We start from the raw sequence: 21,102 nt of genomic DNA, 5'->3' as shown, positions 1-21,102 counted from the left end.
GACTCCTATTGCTTGCCGGCGGACCCGGCCGCGGCCTTGCCCTCGCTCGCAGCGGCCGGCGTCGCGGCCTGCTCGCCCGCCGCCTTGCCCTCGCTCGCCGCCTGCTCGCCCGCCGCCTTGCCCTCGCTCGCGGCGGCCGGCGTCGCCGCCTTGCCCTCGCTCGCGGGCTCGTTCTTCGCGTCGGCCGACCCGGCCACCGCCTCGGGCGGCGCACCGCCGGGGCCCGCCACTTCTTCGGGCGCCGCGGCCACCGTCGTGACCTGCGCGCCCGGGCGGATCTTCTGCAACCCGTCGACGATCACTTGCTCGCCGGCGAACAGCCCCGACGTCACGCGCCAGGCGTTGCCGACCACGCGATCGGCGACCAGCTTGCGCCGCTCGACCTTGTTCTCCGCGCCGACCACCATCGCCCACGCTTGCCCGCGGGTGTCGCGGGTCACCGCGCGCTGCGGCACCAGCAGGGCCGCCGGGTCCTCGCCCTGGTCGATGCGGGCCCGCACGAACATGCCCGGCAGCAGCTCTCCGCGCGGGTTGGGGAACACCGCGCGCAGCACCACCGAGCCGGTCCCCGGCTCCACCGTGACGTCCGTGAACTCGAGCGAGCCCGTCTCGGCGTACTTGCTGCCGTCCTCGAGCAGCAGCGTCACCGTCGTCGCCGCTCCGGCCGGGCGCAGCTTGTCGCTCTCGAGCTCGCGGCGCAGCCGCTGCAGCTCGGTCGTCGACTGCGTCACGTCGACGTAGACCTTGTCCATCTGCTGGATGGTCGCCATCAGCGTCGCCGGCGACGCCTGCACGAACGCGCCCTCCGTCACCACGGAGCGGCCGATCCGCCCGCTCACCGGCGCGGTCACGGTCGTGTAGCCGAGGTTGATCTTGGCCGTCTGCACCGCCGCCTTGCCGGCCGCGATGTCGGCCTCGACCGAGTGCAGCGACGCCGCCGAGCGCTCCGCAGTCTCGGCGCTGACCGCCCCGGCGACGCTCATCAATTCTTCGTCGCGCTTGGCGATGTCCTGCGCCGAGGACAGGCCCGACTGGGCCCGCCGCAAGCTGGCCTGGGCCGACTTCAGGCTGGCCTGGTACGGCGCCGCCTCGATGCGGTACAGCGCCTGGCCCTCCTTCACGTCGCTGCCCTCGTCGAACAGCCGCTTCTCGACGACCCCGCTGACCCGCGCCCGCACCTCGGCGACGCGCAGCGCTGAAACCCGCCCCGGCAGCTCGCGGGTCAGGGTCACGGGGGTGGGGGCCAGCGTCAGCACTGCGACCTCGACCGGCCCCGGGGCCGACTTCGGGGCCGCTGCCGACCCGGGCGAGCCGCAGGCCACGAGCGCGAGCAAGACCAGGGGGAAGAGCCGGGACGCGAGCATGGAGCGAATTTGCGCGGCGTCGACCGCGACGTTCCAAACAATGCTCCGCGGGTGCTTGACGGTCAAGACTGTACCGTTCAGTTTAATCGTGTTCGATGACTCACCCCGACAAGTCGGTGCGCCCGTGCGGTTTGGAGCACTCCCCCAAGCGGCGCCAGATCCTGGCCGGCGCGCGCGAAGTGTTCGCCGAGATGGGCTTCGAGCGGGCCAGCGTCGACCAGGTCGCATCCCGCGCAGGGGTGTCGAAGGCGACCGTCTATAACCACTTCAACGACAAGAAGACCCTGTTTGTCGCCTGCTTCTCGGAGGAGGCCGACGAGCTGCGCGACGCACTTCGCTGCAAATTGCTGCGCAGCGAACCGGACGGAGAGATCGCCCCGGCGCTCCAGGCGGTCGGCGAGCACCTGGTGTCGCTGGTCCTCGCACCCGCGATCGTCGCGCTCTACCGCAACACCTCGGCCGAGATCGATCGCTTCCCCGAGCTCGGCGCGCTGCTGTTCGAGCGCGGCCCCGCGGCGATGCACGCGGCCATGGCCGAGTACCTGCGCCGCTGGCACGACCTCGGCGCCCTCGACCTCCCCGACGTCCACGCCGCCGGGGTCCAGTTCTTCCTCCTGTGCAAGGGCGACCTCGCGGTCCGCTCGCAGTTCGGCGTCCTCCCCGACCCGCTCGAGCCCGCCATCGTCGCCACCGTCCAGCGCGCCGTCCACGTGTTCCTCGCCGCCTACGGCGCCCCGCAGCCGGCCGCCGCGCCGGAACACCAGGCCTGACTCGACGCCTGTCCCGGAGGACATGACCCCGAGGACAGCATAGAAACACGCCGGACGTCGGTGCGCATGACCTGTCCCCGAGGACAGTCGCAGCCGCCTGTCACATGTCCCCGAGGACAGCACGCGCCGTTCTGGCGCGACGGTCTCAGCGCCTCACGGCAGCAGCACCAGCTTGCCCGTCAGCCGCCCGCCGCGGCTGCGCTCCAGCGCCTGCTCCGCCTGCGCCAGCGGCAAGGTCGCCTCGACGCGGACCTTCACCGCCCCGCTCGCCACCGCCGCGACCACCGCCTCGAGCCGCGGCCGCGTCGGCCGTCCGAGCACGCTTTTCGAAGCAAACGGCGGCACCAGCACGTTCAGCGTCTCGCCCACCGACTCGTTGGCGATCATCACGTGCCGCCCGCCCCGCTCGAGCAGCGCGCGACAAGCCGCACCCGCGTAGCCGCCGGCGCAATCGACGACCAGGTGAAACGGCCCGTGCGCGCGCGCCTGGTCCAGCGGATCGCCCTTCGTATAGTCGATCACCGCCGCGGCCCCGAGCGAGCGCACCAGCTCGACGTTGCGCGTCGAACACACCCCGACCGCGCTGCCGCCGACGTACCGCGCGAACTGGACCGCGAGCTGCCCGACCCCGCCGGAGGCCCCGAGCACCAGCGCCCGCCGGCCCGCCTGCAGCCGCCCGACCTCGACCACGCACATATAGGCAGTCACGCCCGCGACCGGCAGCGCCCCCCCGACCACCATGTCGAATCCGCCGGGCAACACCGCCACCTGATCGTCGCGGACCACCACGGTGTCGGCGTAGCTGCCGCGCTGCTTGCGAGCGAAGTTGGTCCCGCCGACCACGCGCTCGCCGACCCGCACCCGCGCCCCCTCACCGATCGCAGTCACCACCCCCGCGAAGTCGACCCCGAACACCACCGGCGGCCTCGGCCCGACGAGCCGCGCCGCCAGCCGCAGCGGCCCGCGCGTGCGCATCTTCCAGTCGACCGGGTTGACCCCGATCGCCTGCACCTGCACCACCAGCTCCCCGCGCCGCGGCGCCGGCGTCGGCAGCTCCATCGACACCAGCGGCTCGCCCTGAGCCCAGCTCCGCTGCGCCATCGCCCGCATCACCCGACCTCCCGCATGAACGGGTGAGCGCATGACCTGACGGACGGGCCCCGACGCAGCACCTGCGGATGGTAGCCGCAACCGGTCCCCGCCACCAGCGGTCCTTCGCTACCCGCGGCATGTCTCTCCAGACATGCCCTTCAAGACATGCGATCGCCCTGGCGATCCGGCCCCCGAGAGCATCGGCCTCGAGGCCGACGCACCCCAAGAGTCTTATGCCCCAAAGAACATGTCTTTGGGACAATGTCTTGAAGGACATGCCCTCAAGATCGCACCGTCTTTTTCACGACCCGGCGGCCGCGCGGTGCTCGGCGATCCGCTCGTGCGCCCGCCGCACCGCCGTGAGCGCCGCCTCCATGCGCACGCTGGGCGGCCGCTCGTCGCGGGTCTCGCTGAGGATCCGCCTGAACTCGCGCGCCCCCGGCTGGCCGGTGAACAGCCCCAGCACGTGCCGCAGCACGGCAGACGCCTTGCGCCGCGGGTACGCCCGCAGGTGCGCGTCGGCGTGCTCGCCGTAGCGGCGGGCCACCTCGAAGCGGCTCGGCGGCGCCTCGGTCTCGCCGAAGAACCGGCGGTCGACCTCGGCGAAGCAGTACGGATCTTCATAAGCCGCGCGGCCGATCATCACCGCGTCGACCCCCGCGCGCATGTGCTCCGCCGCCGCGTCGAGCGAGCGCACCCCGCCGTTGATCTCGACGACGAGCCCCGGCCGCTCGGCCTTGAGCCGGTACACCTCGGGGTAGCGCAGCGGCGGCACCGTGCGATTCTCCTTGGGCGAGAGCCCGGCGAGGATGGCGATCCGCGCGTGCACCGTGAAGCGGTCGCAGCCCTCCGCCGCCACCGCGTCGACGAACTCGAGCATGTCCTCGTAGCGCTCGCGCCCGTCGATGCCGATCCGGTGCTTCACAGTCACCGGCAGCGACACCGCCGCGCGCATCGCCGCCACGCACGCGGCCACGCGGCTCGGCTGTCTCATAAGACATGCCCCGAAGTTCCCGCCCTGCACGCGGTCGCTGGGGCAGCCGACGTTGAGGTTGACCTCGTCGTAGCCCATGCCCTCGGCGATCCGCGCGCACTCGGCCAGCGCCTGTGGGTCGTCGCCGCCGAGCTGGAGCGCCAGCGGCCCCTCCGACGCGTCGAAGCCGAGCACGATCTCCCGCTCCCCGTGCAGCGCCGCGCCCGTCGTCACCATCTCGGTGTAGAGCAGCGCGCGCCGGCTGATCTGGCGCACCAGCCAGCGGAAGTGGCGGTCGGTCCACTCCATCATCGGCGCCACGCTGAGCGCGCGCACGAGACCTCGCTTGCCCGCCGTCGACACCGGGGTGGGATGACCGATCGCGCCGGCCGCGTCAACCCCTCACGGGGACGTGCAGCCCTGCAGCAGCACGTCCGGCGGCGCCGACAGCGTCACCGACGCCTCGGCGCGCAGCTCCATGTCGCCCGCGAGCACGGTCACGAGCACCTTCGCCGGCTTGCCGTCGAGCTGCCCCGGGTCGCCCACGCCCTCGGGCAGGTACACCGGCGCGACCCCGATGAGCCCGGCCCACGGGTTGTCGCAGCCGATGTGATAGTCGACCTCGTCGCTGTAGAAGTGGCCCGCGCTGTCGAGCTCGTAGCCCTCGACGTCGACCTCGACCGTGAACCGCACCTGATCTGCGTGCGGGTCCCAGCCGCCCAGCGACGGATAGAGCCCGAACATCCACCGCCCCTCGCTGCACTCGATCGGCCACGCCGCGCCGTCGGTCAGCACCTCGCCGCCGACGATGTACAGCGACAGAAACGGCGCCTCGGCCGCGGCCTGGAAGCCGTGGCAATAGCTCACCGCCACCTCCGTCGTCGCCCCCGTCGCCGAGCCCGTCGCCCCGAGCGTGGTGCTCGTCCCGTCGCCGGTCGTCGCGCCGATAGTCGCCTCGGCGTCGTTCATCACCGCCGCCGAGTCCGTCGCGTGCGCGGTCCCTCCGCCGCTCTCGTAGTTGCACCCGGCCGCCGCGACGGCGACCCACGGGATCAGGACGATGTGCCGCATGCCCGCAAAGGTAGCGCAATCGCGCAGACCGCCAGTGACGCCGCGCTCACGCCGGCAGCGGGCCGGCCGCCGCGCCCCTACGACATGTCCCTCGCGACATGTTTCAAAGACCATTGATAAGACCGCTACCCTGGGGTCCGATGACGGCACCTGCTCGATCCGCCAGGTCCGCGCCCACGCGCGCATCCGCGCCCCGGCGAGCGCGCCTGCGCGCGTGGCGTCGCCGGCCCGCTCGAGGCAGCATGCGGCCCTCACGGGGGAGCGGGCGCGTGGCCAAGGGCATCACCACAATCGAGGTCGACGGCGAGAGCATCGAGGTCACGCACCCGAACAAGCTGCTCTACCCTGACGAGCAGATCGGCAAGGGCGACCTCGTCACGTACTACCGCGACGTCGCCCCCTTCATGGTCCCGCACCTGACCGGCCGGCCGCTGACCCTGCACTGCTTCCCGTCCGGCATCGCCGCCCGCGGCTACTTTCAAAAGGCCGCGCAGGAGCACTTCCCGGCCTACGTCCACCGCCTCACCCTCGCCAGCCACAGCGGCGAGACCGTCTACGCCGTGGCCGACAACGCCCCCGCGCTGGTCTTCCTCGCCAGCCAGAACTGCCTGGTGTTCCACACCTGTCACGTCCACCGGGACAGCCTCGACCGGCCGGACATGGTGATCATCGACCTCGACCCGAGCGACGACGACTTCGCCAAGGTCCGCCACGGCGCCCGCCTGCTGCGCGACCTGTTCCCGGCCCTCGGCCTGGTCCCGTTCGTCAAGACCACCGGCTCGCGCGGCCTCCACGTGGTCGCGCCGATCCACCGCGAGCTCGACTGCGACGGCGTCAGCGAGTTCGCCCGCAAGGTCGCGCAGTACCTGGTCGCCACCGACCCGGCGCGCTTCACCATGGACATCAACAAGAAGAAGCGCGGCGACCGGGTGTTCGTCGACTACCTGCGCAACGGCCAGGCCCAGACCACCGTCGCCCCGTACAGCGCCCGCGCCCTCCCCTGCGCCCCCGTGGCCGTCCCGATCGGCTGGGACGAGCTCGACGACCCCGAGCTCGACGCCCGCCGCTGGCACGTCCGCAACGTCCGCGAGCGCCTGTGGGACGTAGGCGACCTGTGGCGCGACATCCACAGCCACGCCCGCTCGCTCGCCGACGCCGCCGAAGCCCTCGCGAATCTCTGATAAAAACCATCATCCATCCACATGTCCTTCGGGACATGCGTGGACAATCACCAGCTTCAATTGCCGAGACCCCGCCGGGGCGAGGTCTCGCGCGCTCTCCGGAGCGACCTGTCCCGCGGGACAGCTAGTCCTTCTTCTTCGCGTCGGCCTCGGCCTTGAGCTGCTTGAGCAGCTTCTCGCCGTCGTCGATCGCGTCGTCCTCGGCGGTGCGCTGGTCGCCGGCGAGGACGGCCGTGTTGACCTTGATGTTCTCGAAGCGGGCGAGCATCTGGAACAGGGCCAGGCGCGACGCCGGCGCGGGGCCTTCGGTGTCGAACTCGTCGCTCTTGGCGGGGATCTTGATGTCGCCGGCGGCCCCGTCGACGATGCACTTGTGGGCCACCTTGAGGGCCGCCTCGGAGTCCTTGACCTTCGACGGCACCCCGCTCAGCAGCGCGAACTCGTTGTTGAAGCTGTACAGCATCGTCTCGAGCGCCGCCGTCCCGCCGCAGCTGGCGTACAGCGGGTCGTACTTGTCGGGCACCGTCGCGGTGCCGATGTCGAGCTGGCCGTCCGGGCCGCGCTTGGCGAAGTCGGTGCCGGCGGTCGACAGCAGCTGGAAATCGGTGAGCAGCTGGCGGAACAGGAACGAGTGGAGGAACGCCCGCTTGAGCTCGTTGCCGCCGAGCTTCTTGCTGAACACGAACACGAGGTCGTTGTAGCCGCCGCCGAGGTCCTCGCGGAAGAAGCCGTAGCCGATCTTCTTGTCGATGACGACGCCCTTGGCCCGCTCGGGCACCAGCTCCGAGCCCTCGATCGCCCACAGAGTGTGCGCCTCGCCGAGGAAGTCGACGCGGTCGCGCAGCTCCTTGTAGTTGGTGAGCACCGTCAGCAGCTTCTCGTCCTTCTCGATCGCCTCGGCCCAGGCCTTGAACGGCGCGTCGACCGACTCCTTGAACGGCTTCGGCGGCACTTCCTCCTGGCCGAAGTCCTTGGCGATCTTCTTCAGCACGCTGCGGAACGGCTCGTCCTGGCTGACGAGGCGGCGGGCGTACATCTTGACGCCCATCCACTTCTTCCAGATGTCCTGCTTGCCCTCGGTGTACTCCTTGCGCATCGCCTCGGCCGCGGTCTTGGCGTCGCCGGACAGCTCGCCGAGCGCCTTGTCGGCCTCGGGCGAGCCGAAGAAGCTCAGCAGCTTGAGGTGGGGATACGCGTCGAGCACCTTCGCCTTCGTCTCGTCGCCGAAGCTGTACTTGAGCTTCTCGACCTGCAGCGCGAACTCCTTGCGCGCGTTCTTGCGGAACGTCCACGCGTCGGCCTCGGCCACCCCGAGGATGATCGCCCGCGCCTTCTCGGCCTTGGTGAGGCCCTTCTTGACCGTCACCACCGCCAGCACGCCCGGCTGCAGCACGTAGTCGCGGCCGTCAGTCGGCTCGACGTCGCCCTCGGTCACGTCGGGCAGGCGCTCGGTGTTCGAGTAGATCTGGGTCAGCAGCGGCCGCAGCGCCTCCCGCGTCTCGTCCGGCGGGATCTCCGGGATCGGGACCCCCTTGTCCTCCTTGCGGCCCGCCTTCGCGTACTCCATCTCGCGCTCGAGCATCTCCTGGCGGCCCTCGCCGCAGGCGGGAAGCGCGCCCGCGACCAGCGCGAACGAGAGGAGCGTGAGGGTGGTGGCGTGGGTTCGTCGCATGCGTTCTCCGTGCTCCGGCCGACTTCGTGCGGCTGCGGCAAAACTGCCGCATCGCCACGGTAGGGGAAGGTCGCCGTCGCTGTCAAACACCGCCCTGCCGCCCATTCTCACCTGGCCACGCAGCGCGGGTGAAGGATTTCGCTTTACTTGCCACCGCCTCGCCCAGCGCCACGCAGAGCGACTCGCGTGCAGGCTCCGGAAAGCGCGCAGCAGCGCCCGCGAACACGGCCGCAATGGCGACACCCGAGCCTTCTGCGGCGAGCGACGAACTCGCGGTCACGTGGCCTGCCGCACCCGACCTTGCAGGACCGCAGACTTGACCCGCACGGCCCAGCGCACCATCCTACCCGAACGTCAACTTTGGGAGCCCTGATGTCTGCAGCCACCGAGACCGCGCCCGCGACGCCGACCCAGCACGAAGCCCACGACCCGCAGATGACGGGCGCCCTCGAGGTCACCGAGACCGCCGCCGCGAAGATTCGCGAGATCCGCGAGACCGAGGCGATCGAGAGCACCTACGCCCTGCGCGTCAAGGTCATGGGCGGCGGCTGCGCCGGCTTTCAATACGACCTCTACTTCGACGAGCCCGTCGAAGGCGACAACCACTTCGAGAGCCAGGGCGTCAAGCTCGTCTGCGATCAGATGAGCTTCATGTACCTGATGGGCACCAGCGTCGACTACGTCGAGGGCCTGCAGGGGGCGGGGTTCAAGTTCAACAACCCCAACACCACCGGCTCCTGCGGCTGCGGCAGCTCGTTCTCCGTCTAGCGCGGCGCATCCACCCGCGCATCGTGGACCATGGCCGTCCTCGACCTCGCCGCGCTGCACGAGCGGATCTGCGCCGAGCTCGGCGCCGACATCGTCGTCCGCGACCGTGAGCCCTACGCCCGCGACGACGGCGCCGAGGGCCCGTTCATGCCGGGCCTGGTCGTGCGCCCGCGCGAGCGCGCCGAGGTCGCCCCGCTGGTCCGCCTGTGCCACGCGCTCGGCGTCCCGCTGAGCCCGCGCGGCGCAGGCACCGGCACAGTCGGCGGCTGCCTCGCCGATCACGGCGGCGTCGTCCTCGACCTCGGCGGCCTGCGCTCGATCGTCGACATCGACGAGCGCAGCATGCTGGCGATCGTCGAGCCCGGCGTCCTCACCGGCGAGCTCCACCGCGCCGTCGAGGCGCGCGGCCTGTTCTACCCGCCCGATCCCGCGAGCCTGAAGATCTGCAGCGTCGGCGGCAACGTCGCCACCAACGCCGGCGGCCCGCGGGCGTGCAAGTACGGCGTCACCGGCAACTTCGTCCTCGGCCTCGACGTCGTCGACGGCACCGGCCTCAGCCACGAGGTTGGCCATCGCTCGATCAAGGGCGTCACCGGCTACAACCTCGCCGGTCTGCTGGTCGGCTCCGAGGGCACCCTCGGCCTCATCACGCGCTGCGTCCTGCGCCTCATCCCGCGCCCGCCGTTCGCAGTCACCTTGCTGGCCTCGTTCGCCGACGAGGCCGCCGCCTGCGACGCGGTCCACCGCTGCCTCACCGGCGGGGTCGCCCCGGCCGCGCTCGAGCTGGCCGATCGGACATGTACCGAATTGCTGGCGCGCAGCGGCACCCTGGCCGTCGAGCTGCCGCCCGGGGCGCGCGCGCTGCTGTGGGTCGAGCTCGACGGCGACGGCGCCGGCCTCGACCGCGCCTTGCTGCGCGCCGCCGACCTGTGCCGCGAGGCCGGGGCGCTGGCCGTCGCGCAGGCCACCGACGCCGCCACGCGCGATGCCCTGTGGGACGTCCGCCGCGCCCTCAGCCACACCCTGCGCGCCCACTGGCCGAAGAAGATCAGCGAGGACGTGGCGGTCCCGCTGGCGCGCCTGCCCGACCTCGCCGCCGCGGCCCGGGAGATCGGCGCGCGTCACCGCGTCGACGTCGCCAGCTTCGGCCACGCCGGCGACGGCAACCTCCACGTCAATTTCTTGTATGACCCAAAGGCCAGCAGCGACATCGGCGAACGCGTCGATCGCTGCGTCGCCGACCTGTTCGCCGCCACCATCGCCCTCGGCGGCACCCTCTCCGGCGAACACGGCATCGGCCTCAGCAAGCGCCCCTACATGCCGCTCGAGCAGCCGCCCGAGCTCCGCGCCCTCCAGCTCGCCCTCAAGCGCGCCTGGGACCCGCAGAACATTCTGAATCCGGGCAAGGTATTCCCGCCGGCCTGAGGCGCGAGAAACGGCCGCGGTCGCTGTCTCGCCCCGGGGGCAGCCAATCTCGCCATTCCCGGCTTGTCAGCGAGACCGAGCTCCAGCCTTCACGGCCTGTCCTTCGGGACAGAAAATAACGCAGCACCCTGTGGAGCACCGCGCTCGAATCGCACGACAACTTAGCTGCGCTCGCCGAACATCTGCGCCCGCACCTGCTCCCACGGGATGGACTCCGCGCGCCCTTCCTCGTGCTCCTTGGCGATCCGCAGCACCTCTTCTTCCCAGGCGGCCTCGCTCTCCGCGAGCTCATTCTCGCCAGGCTCGGGCTCGACCAGGCTTCTCACGCGTCTTCTCGGCGCAGCCATGGTCGTCTGAGGTCCGCGTCGCGCTGCGCCGAACTAGCTGCGCTTGCCGAACATCTGCGCCCGCACCTGCTCCCACGGGATGGACTCCGCGCGCCCTTCCTCGTGCTCCTTGGCGCGCCACAACACCTCGGCCTCCCAGGCGGCCTCGATCTCCGCGAGCTCCGCTTCGCTCGGCTCCGGTTCGACGAGGCTCTCCGCGGGCTTGGTGGGCGCTCCCATCGCTCTCTTCATACCACGGCTTCGCCCTCGTGGCCGGCGCCTACGCGATTTTGCGCGAAACTGCGCACGATCACCGCCTGCCGCTATCCTCGCCGCATGTCGCTGCCGGTGCGCCTGTCGCACTTCGCCCTCCCCGATCTGTCTGCGCTCTATGCATTCCAGGACAACTTGCATCCGCACGGAACGCATCTTCGCCGGCTTCAGCTCGACCTGGCGAACGACTGATCCGGCAGATCCGGGACTTCCCGCTCGCCTATCCGCCGTGGCGCGCGAACGTCCGACGTATCATCCATCCCCGGTTTTCCTGGCGATCTTTTATACCGCCGCTCAGGACCACGTCCTCGTCCTCGGAATCGCCGACCAGCGCCAGGACCCGCGGCGCCTGCGATTCACGGCGCGCTGAAGGGCTCCGCCTCGGCGAGACGGAGCCCTCCTGCTGCTCACCGCGGCTCAGCTCTTGCTGCCGCGATTGGCGACGATCCAGTTGCTGGCGATCGCCGCGAGGTCGAGCACGCGGCCCGAGTAGCCCCATTCGTTGTCGTACCAGCCGACGATCTTCACCAGCGCGCCGAGGCCCATGCACGCGTCGACGTCGACGATGCTCGAGTGCGGGTCGCCGAGGATGTCGCTCGACACCAGCGCCTCCTTGCGGACGTCGAGCACCCCGCGGAGCGCCTCGGTGGCGGCCGCCTCGCGCAGCGCCTCGATCACGCGGGCCAGGGCCGGCTCGCCCTCGAGCTGGCAGACCACGTCGTAGAGCGACCCGTCGACCACCGGCACGCGCACGGCCGTGCCGTCGCACTTGCCCTTGAGGTTGGGCAGCACCTCGGAGATGGCCTTGGCCGCGCCGGTCGATGTCGGCACGATGTTGATCGGCGCCGCGCGACCGCGGCGAAGGTCCTTGCCGGCGAGGCCGTCGACCAGGCCCTGACCGGCCGTGTACGCGTGCGTCGTGCCGACCAGGCCCCACTTGACCCCGAACACGCGGTCGAGCACCGCGAGCACCGGCGTCAGCGCGTTGGTGGTGCAGCTCGCGTTGGACACCAGGCGGTCCTTCGCCGGGTCGAACGACTCCTCGTTGACGCCGACGACCAGGGTCTTGTCGACGTTCTTGCCGGGCGCGGCGAGGATGACGTGCGACGGCCCGTTCGCGTTGGCGCGGTGGCCGGCCATCTGCTCGCCGGTGGTGAACTTGCCGGTCGCCTCGATGACGATGTCGACGCCGTGGTCGGCCCAGGGGATCTTGCTCGGATCGCGCTCCTTGAACAGGGAGATCGAGCCGTCGCCGACGTGCAGCGCGCCGCCCTCCGCGCGGGCCTTCGGCAGCTGGTAGCGATGCACCGAGTCGTGGCCGAGCAGGTAGGCCAGCTCGTCGGCGTCGGCGAGGTCGTTGGCGGCGACCACTTGCATCGCCGGCCCCTTGCGCACGGCCCCCGAGCCAGCGAAGTCGGCGCTCCGCGCGAGCGCATGTCGAAGCACGAGCCGCCCGATGCGGCCCATTCCGTTGATTCCCAGGCGGATCGTCATGACGCGGCGGAGGATAGGGCAACCCCCCCGCCCTCGCAATGCCGCGCGCCTGTCCGCGACCGTGTCCGCGCCCCGCGACGTCCGCTCGTCCGCGCCGACGAGGATTCTCGTCACACCCGCTCGCCCCTGAGAATTCTCGTCCCGCGATCGCGCCCTCGCAGTGAAGCCGTGAGCCCGCGCATGCGTCCAGCGCGCCCACCTGCTACGGTACGCACGCTCCATGCCTCGCCACGTCGCCCTCGCCGCCGCCCTCGTCACTGCCACCGTCCTGGCCGCACCGGGCTGCAAGAAGGCCCCGCAGCGCGTCCCCTCCACCGCCACCGGCGCCCCGCCGCGCGCCCGCACGCCGGAGGGCCCGGCCCTGCCGGCGCCACACCAGCTGTCCCAAATGCCAGATGCCGGGGCCTTCATCGCCCGGCCCGCCGAGGTCCTCGCCGGCGTCGACGCTTACCTGCCCGAGGTGCCCGCGCTGCCGACCTTCGCCGAGTTCGTGCTGCGCATGCAGGCCCCGGCCGAGCTCGCTGACAAGCTCTCGCCGCAGGTCGTCGGCGACCGGCCGTGGGCCGGGGTCCACGTCGCCGGCGAGGACATCGTCGTCCTGCCCGTGCGACCCGGCTCGGCCGTGGCCGACGCGCTGAAGGGCCTCGAGTCGGTCGGCGACTTCGGGGCCGTGCAGCTGCCCGCGCCCGCCGGCGACAGCACCCCGGCCGACGGCCAGCCGCCCGCGCCGCGGCTCGCCTGGCTCGACGGACAGACGAACAACCTCGTGTTCGCCGCCACCTTGCAGGGCCTGGCCACCAGCCGTCAGTTGCCCGCGACCTACGGCTCACGCCCGCTGTGGTTCACCCTCGCCGACACGCGCGCGCGCGCCGTCATGCCCGAGTTCCCCTACGCGCGGGTCGCCGCCGCCGGTCAGGGTCTGCACTCGCTCGACGTCCACGTGCTCGAGGCGCCCGGCAAGCCGCTCCCGACCTCGCCCGACCTCGCCAACGGCGCCTTGACCGGCATGCTCGAGGTGCCCGAGCTGGCGGCCGGCGTCAGCACGCGCTGGCCCGGCCACAAGAAGGCCGTGGCCGACGCGATCAAGCAGATGAACGCGGGCGTCGACCGGGCCGGGTTCGCCGCCAAGCTGATGCTCGACCCGCTGGTCGCCCAGGCCGCGAAGGCGCTGCGCCGCTGGAACGGCCGCGTCCTGCTCGGCACCGGCCCGGCCCGACACCTGCGCCTCGGCCTCGGCGCCGACGACCCGGCCGCGGGTTATCGCGACCTCGTCGGCTGTCTGCGCACTCTGGTCGACAACCTCAGCCTCGCGCGCATGTTCGCGGATGTCCCCGGGGCCAGCTTCAAGAAGGTCGGCGACAACCCGACGGTCTACCTGCTCACCGTCGACGGCGTCTCGCGCCACGTGCCCGCCGTCGGCAAGCCGCTGCTCGACGACAAGGGCCGTCTGCGCGTGGCCCTCGCCGCCGACGAGCGCGCCGGCGGCCTCCTCGTCGTCATCGGCCCCGAGCCGCTGCCCGTCATCCAGCGCTGGGCCAAGGCCGCGGGCGAGGGCGAGCCGGCCAAGAGCTCCGCCGACGACCTGCTGTCCGCCGTGCTCGCCGTCAGCCCCGAACGCCTGAAGCCGCTGCTCCAGACCACATCCCAGTCCCTGCTGGTCACCGGCGCCCTCGGCCTCGACGCCGATCGCGACCCCACCCTCATGGTCCTGCAGCGAAAGCCCGACCGCTACTTCGCCACCGTCCGCGGCCCCGAGCTCGAGGTCGATCGCCGCAAGCGCAACTGAGCCGCGAGCACACAGCCTCACGACGAGCCTCCGCGGACTCGAGCTCGCGGTCGCCGCAAGCGAGCGCCTGCCTCCGCTACGCCGAGACTGCTTCAGCTGCCGAAGCGCCTGGCCTCCCGCGCCTGCGAGGTCGCCCGCGCCCCACCTGCGGGTCAGGAAGCAACAGCCGCGTCAGCCGCGTCAGCCGCGTCAGCCGCGGCGGCAGCGCGGCCTAGTCTTCGTCCTTCGGCTTGCGCTCGAAGTCGGCGAGGCCGACGTTCGGCACGAACGCGAGCGCCTCCGACACGTACAGGCCGGTGTGGAGGATCAGGTGCGTCACCGTCCGCACGAGCACGCCGCCGGGTACTTCGGCTACGTACGCGGCGCCGCGGTTGCCGTCTCCTTCGTGCCTGACTTCGACCCACTTCATGAGAACCTGGCTGGACTATAGACGAGCGCCCCGGTCGCGGCCAAGCCGCCCGCAAATCCGGAGTTCCCCGGTCCAGCACGGAGCTATTTTACTGCAGAGGTCTTCATCCCCCATCGCTTGCGCAGGCAGCGTGAAGCCGCCGGTTCGCACCCGACCGCCTCGGGCACCCGGCGACCCTCGGGCAGCGACCCACGACGACGCGCTCGTTCGCGACGAGAAGGCGACGCTCTCGTCTCGAGACCTGATTCGAAGAATGTCGCGACGTCGATGTGCTGGCGTGACCGAAAGCGTTCGGCTTCGCAGCGCTTGATGTCGCGACGTCGACGCGCCCGGCGAGAGCGAAACCATTCGTCCTCGCGGGCGCGCGCAGTATGAAGATTTCATCGGCGCAGCGACGCCGGAGCACTGGGCAGACGCGCGCGGAACGTCCCGCGGGCGACCCTCCATCGTCGGTCAGAAGCCGAGCTCAGTCGTCGTCGTCGTCGTCATCGTCGTCATCGTCGTGGGCGTCGCCCGGGTCGCACGGGCAGCCTTCCTCGATGAACGGTACGGTGAGCATGATACTGGCGAATAAGATGGTCGTGTGATTGAACAGCATGGCCCCGATATCTCCTTACGTCGCAGCGCGACACACCAAGTGTGCATCGACTCCGCGAGCGGGCCACGGCTTCGATATGACGGGCGCCACGATTCGAGGCGTCGCCGCCGCAACGCGGTTAACCGGCCCAGCCAGCCCGGACTGCCGCGGCGAACATCGCTTCATCGCCCACGCCGACGCCGTCTCGACGTCCCGGCGTGTGCTCGCGATTACGATCGCAGGCTCGCGCCTAACGCCGCGAGGGCGACTGGTCGGCCAGCAGCCCCACGACGCGCTCGAGCAGCACCAGCTGCTCCGGCTGCAGCTCCGGCAGGCGGGCCACCAGCGCCAGCCGCAGCTCCGCTCCTTGCGGCAGCGGCAGGCTGAGGAAGCCCCACGCCTGCGAATCGTCGCCGCACTTCACGGCGGTCGCCGTCCCGCGCCGCAGCTCGAACCCCGGCACCCCGATGCGGCTGAGGATCGGCAGCAGCGACGGCGCAATCCCGACCCACCGCGCCAGCGCCGGGTCCTCTGTGTCCTGGAAGACATGTCCCTTTCGCCTTGTCTCTTCGGACAGGCGATCAAAGTCGGCCAGCAGCTCGACGACCGCGCGCCGGCGGTCGCGCAGCACCAATCGATCGCCGGTGAACGCCGGCAGGTGGCGCAGCAGCTCGTGGTACCCGAGCAGCCCCGCGACTACCAGGAGCCCCACCCCGGCGCCCGTCAAAGTCCACCAGCCGCCGACGCCGATCACGTTGAGCAGCGCCAGCCCGGCGAACATCCCCGTCGTCAGCCACAGCACCACCACCCCGCGGCCGTGGGTGAAGCCGCGGGCCAGCAGGCGGTGGTGGATGTGATCGCTGTCCGGCGCGAAGATCGGCTGGCCGCGCGCGGCCCGGCGCGCGATCGACAGCCCCATGTCGAGCAGCGGCAGCGCCAGCACCAGCAGCGGCAGCGACACGTCGATGATCGCCACCCGCTCCGGCACCGGCGCGATCTGCAGCAGCAGCGCCGGCAGCAGGAAGCCGAGGAAGTAGCTGCCGGCGTCGCCCATGAACACGCGCGCCGGGTGGCGGTTGTGGACCAGGAACCCGAGCACGCCGCCCAGCGACGCCGCGCTGACCCACCCGAGCGCGAGGTCGGGCTGCGGGTGCAGCAGCGTCGCCGCCAGCACCACGCCGAAGCCGATCGCAGTGTTGCCGCCGGCCAGCCCGTCGAGCCCGTCGCTGAGGTTGATCGCGTTGACCGACGCCACCAAGAACCCGAGCGTGATCACCGGCTCGATCGCCGCCAGCGGGCCGAGCAGCTCCGCCATCGCCGGCCAGCGCAGGCCGACGGCGAACACCGCCACCCCGGCCGCGAACAATTGCAGCGCCAGCTTCACCCGCGCGCGCGCACCGACCAGGTCGTCGTAGAGCCCGACGAGCCCGCACAGCAGCGCCCCGAGCAGCGCCCCGCTCAGCGGATTGCGCGACAGCCATTCGTGCACGAGCGACAGCTCGCTCGTGCCGACCAGGCCGCGGAACGCCACCGCGCCGATGCCCACCATCATCACGAATCCGCCGACCCGCGCGATCTCGCCCTGATGGACCTTGCGCAGGCTGATCTCGCGGTCCGAGCGGCCCAGCGCGCGCCAGCCACGAATCGCCCACGGCATCGCCACCGCCACCAGCACGAACGCCACGAGCCCGGCGATCCACAGCACCCACGTCGCGGCGCTCACGGGGACCCCCCGGAAATCCCGCGTCCACGTGCGCCGACGTTCACCCGCCGATCCTACCTCATGTCGGTCGCAGCTCGCTCGATCCGGGCCTCCGGCCACGGCGTCACCGACGCCGCCGGCAAGCCCAGGCGTCGGCGCAGCGCCGCCACGCAGCGCGAAGCCGCGCGACCGTCGCCGTACGGGTTCTTGCGCGGGCAGACTGCCGCGTACGCGGCCGGGTCGTCGAGCCAGCGCCGCGCAGTGGTCACCAGCAGATCGGTGTCATAGCCGACCAGCACCGCGCAACCGGCCGCCACTCCCTCCATGCGCTCCGTCGCCGTGCGGGTCACCAGCACCGGCTTTCCGAACTCCGGCGCCTCCTCCTGGAGCCCGCCCGAATCGGTGATCACGAACATGCAGCGCTTGAGCAGCCACACCGCCGACATGTACTCGAGCGGCTCGAGCAAGAAGACGTTGCCGAGCCCGCCGAGCAGCCCGCGCGCCGCCGATTGCACCGCCGGGTTGAGGTGGACCGGGTACACGAAGTCGACCCCCGGATAGGCGCGCGCCAGCGTGGCGAGGCCGGTGCACACCGCCGCGAGGCCGCCGGCGAAGCTCTCGCGGCGGTGGCCGGTGACCAGCACGAACGGCCGGCCCTTGGCGAAGCGCACCAGCTCGGGCGCCGGGGCCCCCTCGAGCGGCAGGCGGCTGGAGGCCCAGCGCAGCGCGTCGACCACCGTGTTGCCGGTGACCTCGATCGACTCCGGCGCCACCCCCTCGCTGAGTAGCGCCTCGCGGGCCGCGGGCGTGGGGGCGAGGTGGAGGCTGGCGAGGCGAGCGATGAGCTGGCGGTTGGCCTCTTCGGGGAACGGCGCGGTGAGATCGAGGGTGCGCAGGCCGGCCTCGACGTGGGCGACGGGGATCCGGCGATGAAAGGCCGCGAGGGCGCCGGCCAGAGCGGTGGTGGTGTCGCCTTGGACCACCACCCAGTCGAACCGCAGGGCGTCGAGCACGGGATCGATCCCGTCGAGCAGGCGCGCCATCAGGCTCGACAGCGACTGCGCCGGCGTCATCGCGCTCAGCTCGACCTCGCACTGCAGCCCGAATGTCTGCAAGATCGGCGGCACCAGCTCGCGGTGTTGCCCGGTGCAACAGAGCGACACCTGCCAGTCGGTGTGCTGCCGCAGCGCGCGCTCCACCGGCGCCAATTTGATCACCTCGGGGCGAGTGCCAAGAACGATGAGGATCCGGGGCCCAGTGGACGGCATCGGCGCGACCCAGATAGCATGCCCGAAAAGCCGGTGACCATTTCACTTAACCAACCTCAATCCGAGAGCGAGGCCGCGCTCGATCTCGATGTCTGTGTCGTCGGCCTCGGCTACGTCGGCCTACCCACCGCCGCCGTCCTCGCCACGCGCGGTCGTCGCGTCGCCGGCTTCGACCTCCGGCGCGACATCCTCGACACTATCAACGCCGGGCGGATCCACATCGTCGAGCCCGAGCTCGACGCCCTCGTGCGCGCCGCCGTCCTCGCCGGCACCCTGCGCGCCGTCGCCGAGCCCGTCCTCGCGCGCACTTTTTTGATCTGTGTACCCACACCGATCACCTCCGACCACCGTCCCGACCTCGCCGCGGTCGAGGCCGCCAGCCGCGCCCTCGTGCCGGTGTTGCGGCCCGGCAACCTCGTCGTCCTCGAATCGACTGTCCCGCCCGGCACCCTGCGCGACCTCGTCGCCCCGATCCTGCGCCAGAGCGGACTTGTCGTCGGCAAGGATCTGTTCCTCGCCCACGCCCCCGAGCGCGTGCTGCCCGGCGCCGTCCTGCGCGAGGTCGTCGAGAACGAGCGCATCGTCGGCGGCCTCACCGACGCCTGCACCGACCGCTGCGCCACCTTCTACGAGGGCTTCGTGCGCGCCGAGGTCCACCGCACCAGCGCCGAGGTGGCCGAGTTCACCAAGCTGGCCGAGAACGCCTACCGCGACGTGAACGTCGCCTACGCCAACGAGCTCGCCAACGTCAGCGCTCACTTGAGCCTCGACGTGTGGGAGGTGATCCGGCTGGCCAACCGCCACCCGCGGGTCCAGATCTTGCGCCCCGGACCGGGCGTGGGCGGGCACTGCATCGCGGTCGATCCGTGGTTCATCGCCGCCAGCGCGCCGGAGCACACGCCGCTGATCCAGGCCGCACGCCAGGTCAACGACGGCCGCCCCGAGCGCATCCTGGGCCAGATCCGCCGCCTCTCCGGCAAGCTGCGCGCGCCGACGATCGCCCTCCTCGGCCTGTCCTACAAGCCAGACATCGACGACCTGCGCGAGAGCCCGGCGCTGCACATCGCCGAGGCCGTCCACCGCGAGGGGCTCGGCGAGGTGCTGCTGGTCGAGCCGCACCTCCACGGCTCGCCGATCGCCGGCTGCCCGCTGGTCTCGCTCGACGACGCGCTCGCGCGGGCCGACATCCTGGTCATCCTCGTGGCTCACCGCGACTTCCGCCGCCTGCGCTCCGCCGACCTGCTCCGCGTCATGGTCGTCGACGCGGTCGGCCTCCTGGCCGGCGCCGAACACAAGCGCGTATGACCACCTCCCGGATCTTCCGTCACGGCCCCGGGACGCTTTTCCGCACGGCGTCGCACCTGCCTCCGCGGCAGATCGCCTACCAGCTGCGCAGGCGCCTCGGCGGCCCCGCGCGCCGACCCAAGGCCACCAGCCTCGAGGGCGTCACCGGCCTGCTCGCTCGCATGCCCGCGCCCACGCCCGAGGGCGAGCCGGGCCCGGACGGAGTCTGTCTCTTGGGACAGCCGCCGCATGACCCGCTGCGCGCCGGCTGGGCTCCGCCGGTCGGCCCGCTCTACCTCTACACCCTGCATTACCACGGCTGGCTGCAGCGGCTCACGCCCGCGCTGGCGCTGGCGACGATCGACCACTGGATCGTCAACCACACCGAGGGCATCGGCTGGGAGCCGTACCCGACGGCCGTGCGCTCGCTGCACTGGCTCGGCTGGCTCTCGGGACATATCGACGAGCTCGACGGCATGACGCGGCGACGCCTGCTCGCCTCGCTCGCCGGGCAATTGCGGCACCTCGAGCGCCACCTCGAGCACCACCTCGACGGCAATCACCTGTGGACCGACCTCGCCGCGCTGGCCGCCGGCGCGCTGGTCCTCGACGGCCCGCGCGCCCACCTGCTCGCGCCCGCGGTCGGCCGGTTCGCGGCAGTCACCAGCGAGCAGCTCGCGCTCGACGGCTTCCACCGCGAGCGCACCCCCTCCTATCATTGCCTGCTCGCCGAGCAGCTCGCCGGCGTGGTCGCCCTCGGCCCCGAGCGCGCCGATCCGCGGGCCGCCCAGCGGCTGCGCGACAACCTCGCGCGCATGCTCGCCGTCCTGCCCGCCTTCACCCACCCCGACGGCGACGTCGCCCTGTTCGGCGACAGCCAGCGCGGCCTCGTCACCCCCGCCGCGCTCGCCACCCGCTGCGGCACGAGCCTGTCCCAGGGGACAGATTACAACGCCCCCGCCTCCGGCCTGTTCCGCCGCGCGTGGGGCCCGTGGACCTTGCTGTGGAACGCCGGCGGCCTCGGCATGCCGCAGCAGGTCGGCCACATCCACGGCGACTGGCTCGGCTTCGAGCTGTCGCTCGGCGGCGAGCGGGTGGTCGTCGACGCCGGCGTCGGCACCTACGAGGTCGGCCCCGAGCGGGACTACGCCCGCAGCACCCGCGCCCACAACACCGTCACGGTCGGCCCCGGCGATCGCGACCAACATGAACTTTGGGCCAGCCACCGGATCGGCGGCCGGGCCGAGCTCGTCGACCTGTCCTTCGGGACATCCGAGATCTCGGCCGGCGTCCGCGGCTTCCGCTCGCCGGCGGTCCACCACCGCCGCCTGAGCTGGGACGGCCGCGTCCTCCGCTGCCTCGATCGCGTCCTCCCCGACCACGGCGAACCTGTCCCTGCGACCATGCGGGTCCACCTCCCGCAGACCTGCGACCTCGCGGTCGACGGCCCCGAGGTCCGTGTGCGTACCCCCGGCGGTCGGCGCTTCGCGGTGCGCGGTCCCGCCGACCTGCGCTGGCAGACCACCGCCGCCCCTGGCTGGACCGCCATGTCGAGCCCGGCGCCGCGTCACTGCCTCGCCCTCCCGGCGGGTCCCGCCGGCCTCGAGATCGCCTTCGAGCTCCTGCCCTGAGCCCGACGCCTCGCGCGCTGTGCTAGATCGGTCGCC

General features: G+C 71.7%; 20 protein-coding genes. 9 read left to right on the top strand and 11 right to left on the bottom strand.

Annotation, left to right across the window (positions count from 1 at the left end; translation table 11 throughout):
• Positions 1–5 precede the first annotated feature (5 nt).
• A complete protein-coding gene (locus tag OV090_RS49015) occupies positions 6–1,364 on the bottom strand; it encodes an efflux RND transporter periplasmic adaptor subunit (protein WP_267712047.1) in 1,359 nt (452 codons plus the stop codon).
• A 95-nt stretch (positions 1,365–1,459) separates the two neighbouring features.
• Here OV090_RS49015 and OV090_RS49010 point away from each other — a divergent pair, with 95 nt between their 5' ends.
• A complete protein-coding gene (locus tag OV090_RS49010; RefSeq protein WP_267712046.1) occupies positions 1,460–2,134 on the top strand; it encodes a TetR/AcrR family transcriptional regulator in 675 nt (224 codons plus the stop codon).
• Positions 2,135–2,287: 153 nt separating this feature from the next.
• Here OV090_RS49010 and OV090_RS49005 read toward each other — a convergent pair whose 3' ends face one another.
• From OV090_RS49005 to OV090_RS48995, 3 genes are all read right to left on the bottom strand, one after another.
• Positions 2,288–3,235: an NAD(P)-dependent alcohol dehydrogenase gene (locus OV090_RS49005; protein ID WP_267712044.1), complete on the bottom strand. Its 948-nt coding sequence runs from the start codon at positions 3,233–3,235 to the stop codon at positions 2,288–2,290.
• Between the two features lie 292 nt (positions 3,236–3,527).
• Complete coding sequence (dusA, locus tag OV090_RS49000) at positions 3,528–4,535, bottom strand: tRNA dihydrouridine(20/20a) synthase DusA (protein WP_267712043.1); 1,008 nt, start codon at positions 4,533–4,535, stop codon at positions 3,528–3,530.
• A 66-nt stretch (positions 4,536–4,601) separates the two neighbouring features.
• The gene (locus OV090_RS48995) at positions 4,602–5,270 is read right to left on the bottom strand and encodes a hypothetical protein (RefSeq protein ID WP_267712042.1); all 669 of its coding nucleotides are present in this window, start codon (positions 5,268–5,270) and stop codon (positions 4,602–4,604) included.
• Positions 5,271–5,539: 269 nt separating this feature from the next.
• Here OV090_RS48995 and ligD point away from each other — a divergent pair, with 269 nt between their 5' ends.
• A complete protein-coding gene (gene ligD / locus OV090_RS48990) occupies positions 5,540–6,451 on the top strand; it encodes a non-homologous end-joining DNA ligase (RefSeq protein WP_267712041.1) in 912 nt (303 codons plus the stop codon).
• A 124-nt stretch (positions 6,452–6,575) separates the two neighbouring features.
• On the opposite strand, the gene OV090_RS48985 is transcribed toward ligD, so the two are convergent.
• Positions 6,576–8,123: a hypothetical protein gene (locus tag OV090_RS48985; RefSeq protein WP_267712040.1), complete on the bottom strand. Its 1,548-nt coding sequence runs from the start codon at positions 8,121–8,123 to the stop codon at positions 6,576–6,578.
• A gap of 435 nt (positions 8,124–8,558) precedes the next feature.
• On the opposite strand from OV090_RS48985, the gene erpA reads away from it, so the two are divergent.
• Together erpA and OV090_RS48975 are read left to right on the top strand one after the other, a co-directional pair.
• On the top strand, positions 8,559–8,891 hold the full coding sequence (gene erpA / locus OV090_RS48980; protein ID WP_346660445.1) for an iron-sulfur cluster insertion protein ErpA: 333 nt from the start codon (positions 8,559–8,561) through the stop codon (positions 8,889–8,891).
• 30 nt (positions 8,892–8,921) lie between these two features.
• Positions 8,922–10,316 carry an FAD-linked oxidase C-terminal domain-containing protein gene (locus tag OV090_RS48975; protein WP_267712038.1) on the top strand — a complete coding sequence of 465 codons (1,395 nt, stop codon included), beginning with the start codon at positions 8,922–8,924 and terminating at the stop codon, positions 10,314–10,316.
• Positions 10,317–10,477: 161 nt separating this feature from the next.
• On the opposite strand, the gene OV090_RS48970 is transcribed toward OV090_RS48975, so the two are convergent.
• Both OV090_RS48970 and OV090_RS48965 read right to left on the bottom strand, forming a co-directional pair.
• Positions 10,478–10,642 (bottom strand): addiction module protein, encoded by a 165-nt coding sequence (locus OV090_RS48970; RefSeq protein WP_267712036.1) that lies wholly within the window; start codon positions 10,640–10,642, stop codon positions 10,478–10,480.
• Between the two features lie 54 nt (positions 10,643–10,696).
• Complete coding sequence (locus OV090_RS48965) at positions 10,697–10,882, bottom strand: addiction module protein (RefSeq protein ID WP_267712035.1); 186 nt, start codon at positions 10,880–10,882, stop codon at positions 10,697–10,699.
• Between the two features lie 96 nt (positions 10,883–10,978).
• Here OV090_RS48965 and OV090_RS48960 point away from each other — a divergent pair, with 96 nt between their 5' ends.
• Entirely contained in the window at positions 10,979–11,107 is a 129-nt protein-coding gene (locus OV090_RS48960) for a hypothetical protein (RefSeq protein WP_267712034.1), read from the top strand.
• Positions 11,108–11,144: 37 nt separating this feature from the next.
• Positions 11,145–11,285 carry a hypothetical protein gene (locus OV090_RS48955; protein WP_267712032.1) on the top strand — a complete coding sequence of 47 codons (141 nt, stop codon included), beginning with the start codon at positions 11,145–11,147 and terminating at the stop codon, positions 11,283–11,285.
• A gap of 47 nt (positions 11,286–11,332) precedes the next feature.
• Here OV090_RS48955 and OV090_RS48950 read toward each other — a convergent pair whose 3' ends face one another.
• Positions 11,333–12,409, bottom strand: coding sequence for a type I glyceraldehyde-3-phosphate dehydrogenase (locus OV090_RS48950; protein WP_267712031.1), 1,077 nt, complete (start codon positions 12,407–12,409; stop codon positions 11,333–11,335).
• A gap of 220 nt (positions 12,410–12,629) precedes the next feature.
• Between OV090_RS48950 and OV090_RS48945 the strand changes: the two genes are divergently transcribed.
• Positions 12,630–14,195 carry a hypothetical protein gene (locus OV090_RS48945; RefSeq protein ID WP_267712030.1) on the top strand — a complete coding sequence of 522 codons (1,566 nt, stop codon included), beginning with the start codon at positions 12,630–12,632 and terminating at the stop codon, positions 14,193–14,195.
• Positions 14,196–14,406: 211 nt separating this feature from the next.
• Here the strand turns inward: OV090_RS48945 and OV090_RS48940 are convergent, their stop codons facing one another.
• The 3 genes from OV090_RS48940 to wecB all read right to left on the bottom strand — a co-directional run bounded on the left by OV090_RS48940 (position 14,407) and on the right by wecB (position 18,151).
• A complete protein-coding gene (locus OV090_RS48940) occupies positions 14,407–14,604 on the bottom strand; it encodes a hypothetical protein (protein WP_267712029.1) in 198 nt (65 codons plus the stop codon).
• A gap of 827 nt (positions 14,605–15,431) precedes the next feature.
• A complete protein-coding gene (locus tag OV090_RS48935) occupies positions 15,432–16,904 on the bottom strand; it encodes an MraY family glycosyltransferase (RefSeq protein WP_267712027.1) in 1,473 nt (490 codons plus the stop codon).
• 53 nt (positions 16,905–16,957) lie between these two features.
• The gene (gene wecB, locus OV090_RS48930) at positions 16,958–18,151 is read right to left on the bottom strand and encodes a UDP-N-acetylglucosamine 2-epimerase (non-hydrolyzing) (RefSeq protein WP_267712026.1); all 1,194 of its coding nucleotides are present in this window, start codon (positions 18,149–18,151) and stop codon (positions 16,958–16,960) included.
• Between the two features lie 33 nt (positions 18,152–18,184).
• On the opposite strand from wecB, the gene wecC reads away from it, so the two are divergent.
• Together wecC and OV090_RS48920 are read left to right on the top strand one after the other, a co-directional pair.
• Positions 18,185–19,456: a UDP-N-acetyl-D-mannosamine dehydrogenase gene (gene wecC / locus OV090_RS48925; protein WP_267712025.1), complete on the top strand. Its 1,272-nt coding sequence runs from the start codon at positions 18,185–18,187 to the stop codon at positions 19,454–19,456.
• Positions 19,453–21,066: a heparinase II/III-family protein gene (locus tag OV090_RS48920; RefSeq protein ID WP_267712024.1), complete on the top strand. Its 1,614-nt coding sequence runs from the start codon at positions 19,453–19,455 to the stop codon at positions 21,064–21,066. Before wecC ends, OV090_RS48920 begins: the two co-directional genes overlap by 4 nt.
• Positions 21,067–21,102: the final 36 nt, after the last annotated feature.

Origin of the sequence: Nannocystis sp. RBIL2 (genome assembly GCF_026626745.1) — a bacterium.
Lineage (GTDB): Bacteria > Myxococcota_A > Polyangia > Nannocystales > Nannocystaceae > Nannocystis.
This window is presented reverse-complemented; position numbering and strand designations above follow the sequence as displayed.

What these genes read in the sequence shown, in the direction of transcription:
- OV090_RS49015 (WP_267712047.1), bottom strand. Translation starts at nt 1,364, where the DNA reads ATGCTCGCGTCCCGGCTCTTCCCCCTGGTCTTGCTCGCGCTCGTGGCC.
- OV090_RS49010 (WP_267712046.1), top strand. Translation starts at nt 1,460, where the DNA reads ATGACTCACCCCGACAAGTCGGTGCGCCCGTGCGGTTTGGAGCACTCC.
- OV090_RS49005 (WP_267712044.1), bottom strand. Translation starts at nt 3,235, where the DNA reads ATGGCGCAGCGGAGCTGGGCTCAGGGCGAGCCGCTGGTGTCGATGGAG.
- OV090_RS48995 (WP_267712042.1), bottom strand. Translation starts at nt 5,270, where the DNA reads ATGCGGCACATCGTCCTGATCCCGTGGGTCGCCGTCGCGGCGGCCGGG.
- OV090_RS48985 (WP_267712040.1), bottom strand. Translation starts at nt 8,123, where the DNA reads ATGCGACGAACCCACGCCACCACCCTCACGCTCCTCTCGTTCGCGCTG.
- erpA (WP_346660445.1), top strand. Translation starts at nt 8,559, where the DNA reads ATGACGGGCGCCCTCGAGGTCACCGAGACCGCCGCCGCGAAGATTCGC.
- OV090_RS48975 (WP_267712038.1), top strand. Translation starts at nt 8,922, where the DNA reads ATGGCCGTCCTCGACCTCGCCGCGCTGCACGAGCGGATCTGCGCCGAG.
- OV090_RS48965 (WP_267712035.1), bottom strand. Translation starts at nt 10,882, where the DNA reads ATGGGAGCGCCCACCAAGCCCGCGGAGAGCCTCGTCGAACCGGAGCCG.
- OV090_RS48960 (WP_267712034.1), top strand. Translation starts at nt 10,979, where the DNA reads ATGTCGCTGCCGGTGCGCCTGTCGCACTTCGCCCTCCCCGATCTGTCT.
- OV090_RS48950 (WP_267712031.1), bottom strand. Translation starts at nt 12,409, where the DNA reads ATGACGATCCGCCTGGGAATCAACGGAATGGGCCGCATCGGGCGGCTC.
- OV090_RS48945 (WP_267712030.1), top strand. Translation starts at nt 12,630, where the DNA reads ATGCCTCGCCACGTCGCCCTCGCCGCCGCCCTCGTCACTGCCACCGTC.
- OV090_RS48940 (WP_267712029.1), bottom strand. Translation starts at nt 14,604, where the DNA reads ATGAAGTGGGTCGAAGTCAGGCACGAAGGAGACGGCAACCGCGGCGCC.
- wecB (WP_267712026.1), bottom strand. Translation starts at nt 18,151, where the DNA reads ATGCCGTCCACTGGGCCCCGGATCCTCATCGTTCTTGGCACTCGCCCC.
- OV090_RS48920 (WP_267712024.1), top strand. Translation starts at nt 19,453, where the DNA reads ATGACCACCTCCCGGATCTTCCGTCACGGCCCCGGGACGCTTTTCCGC.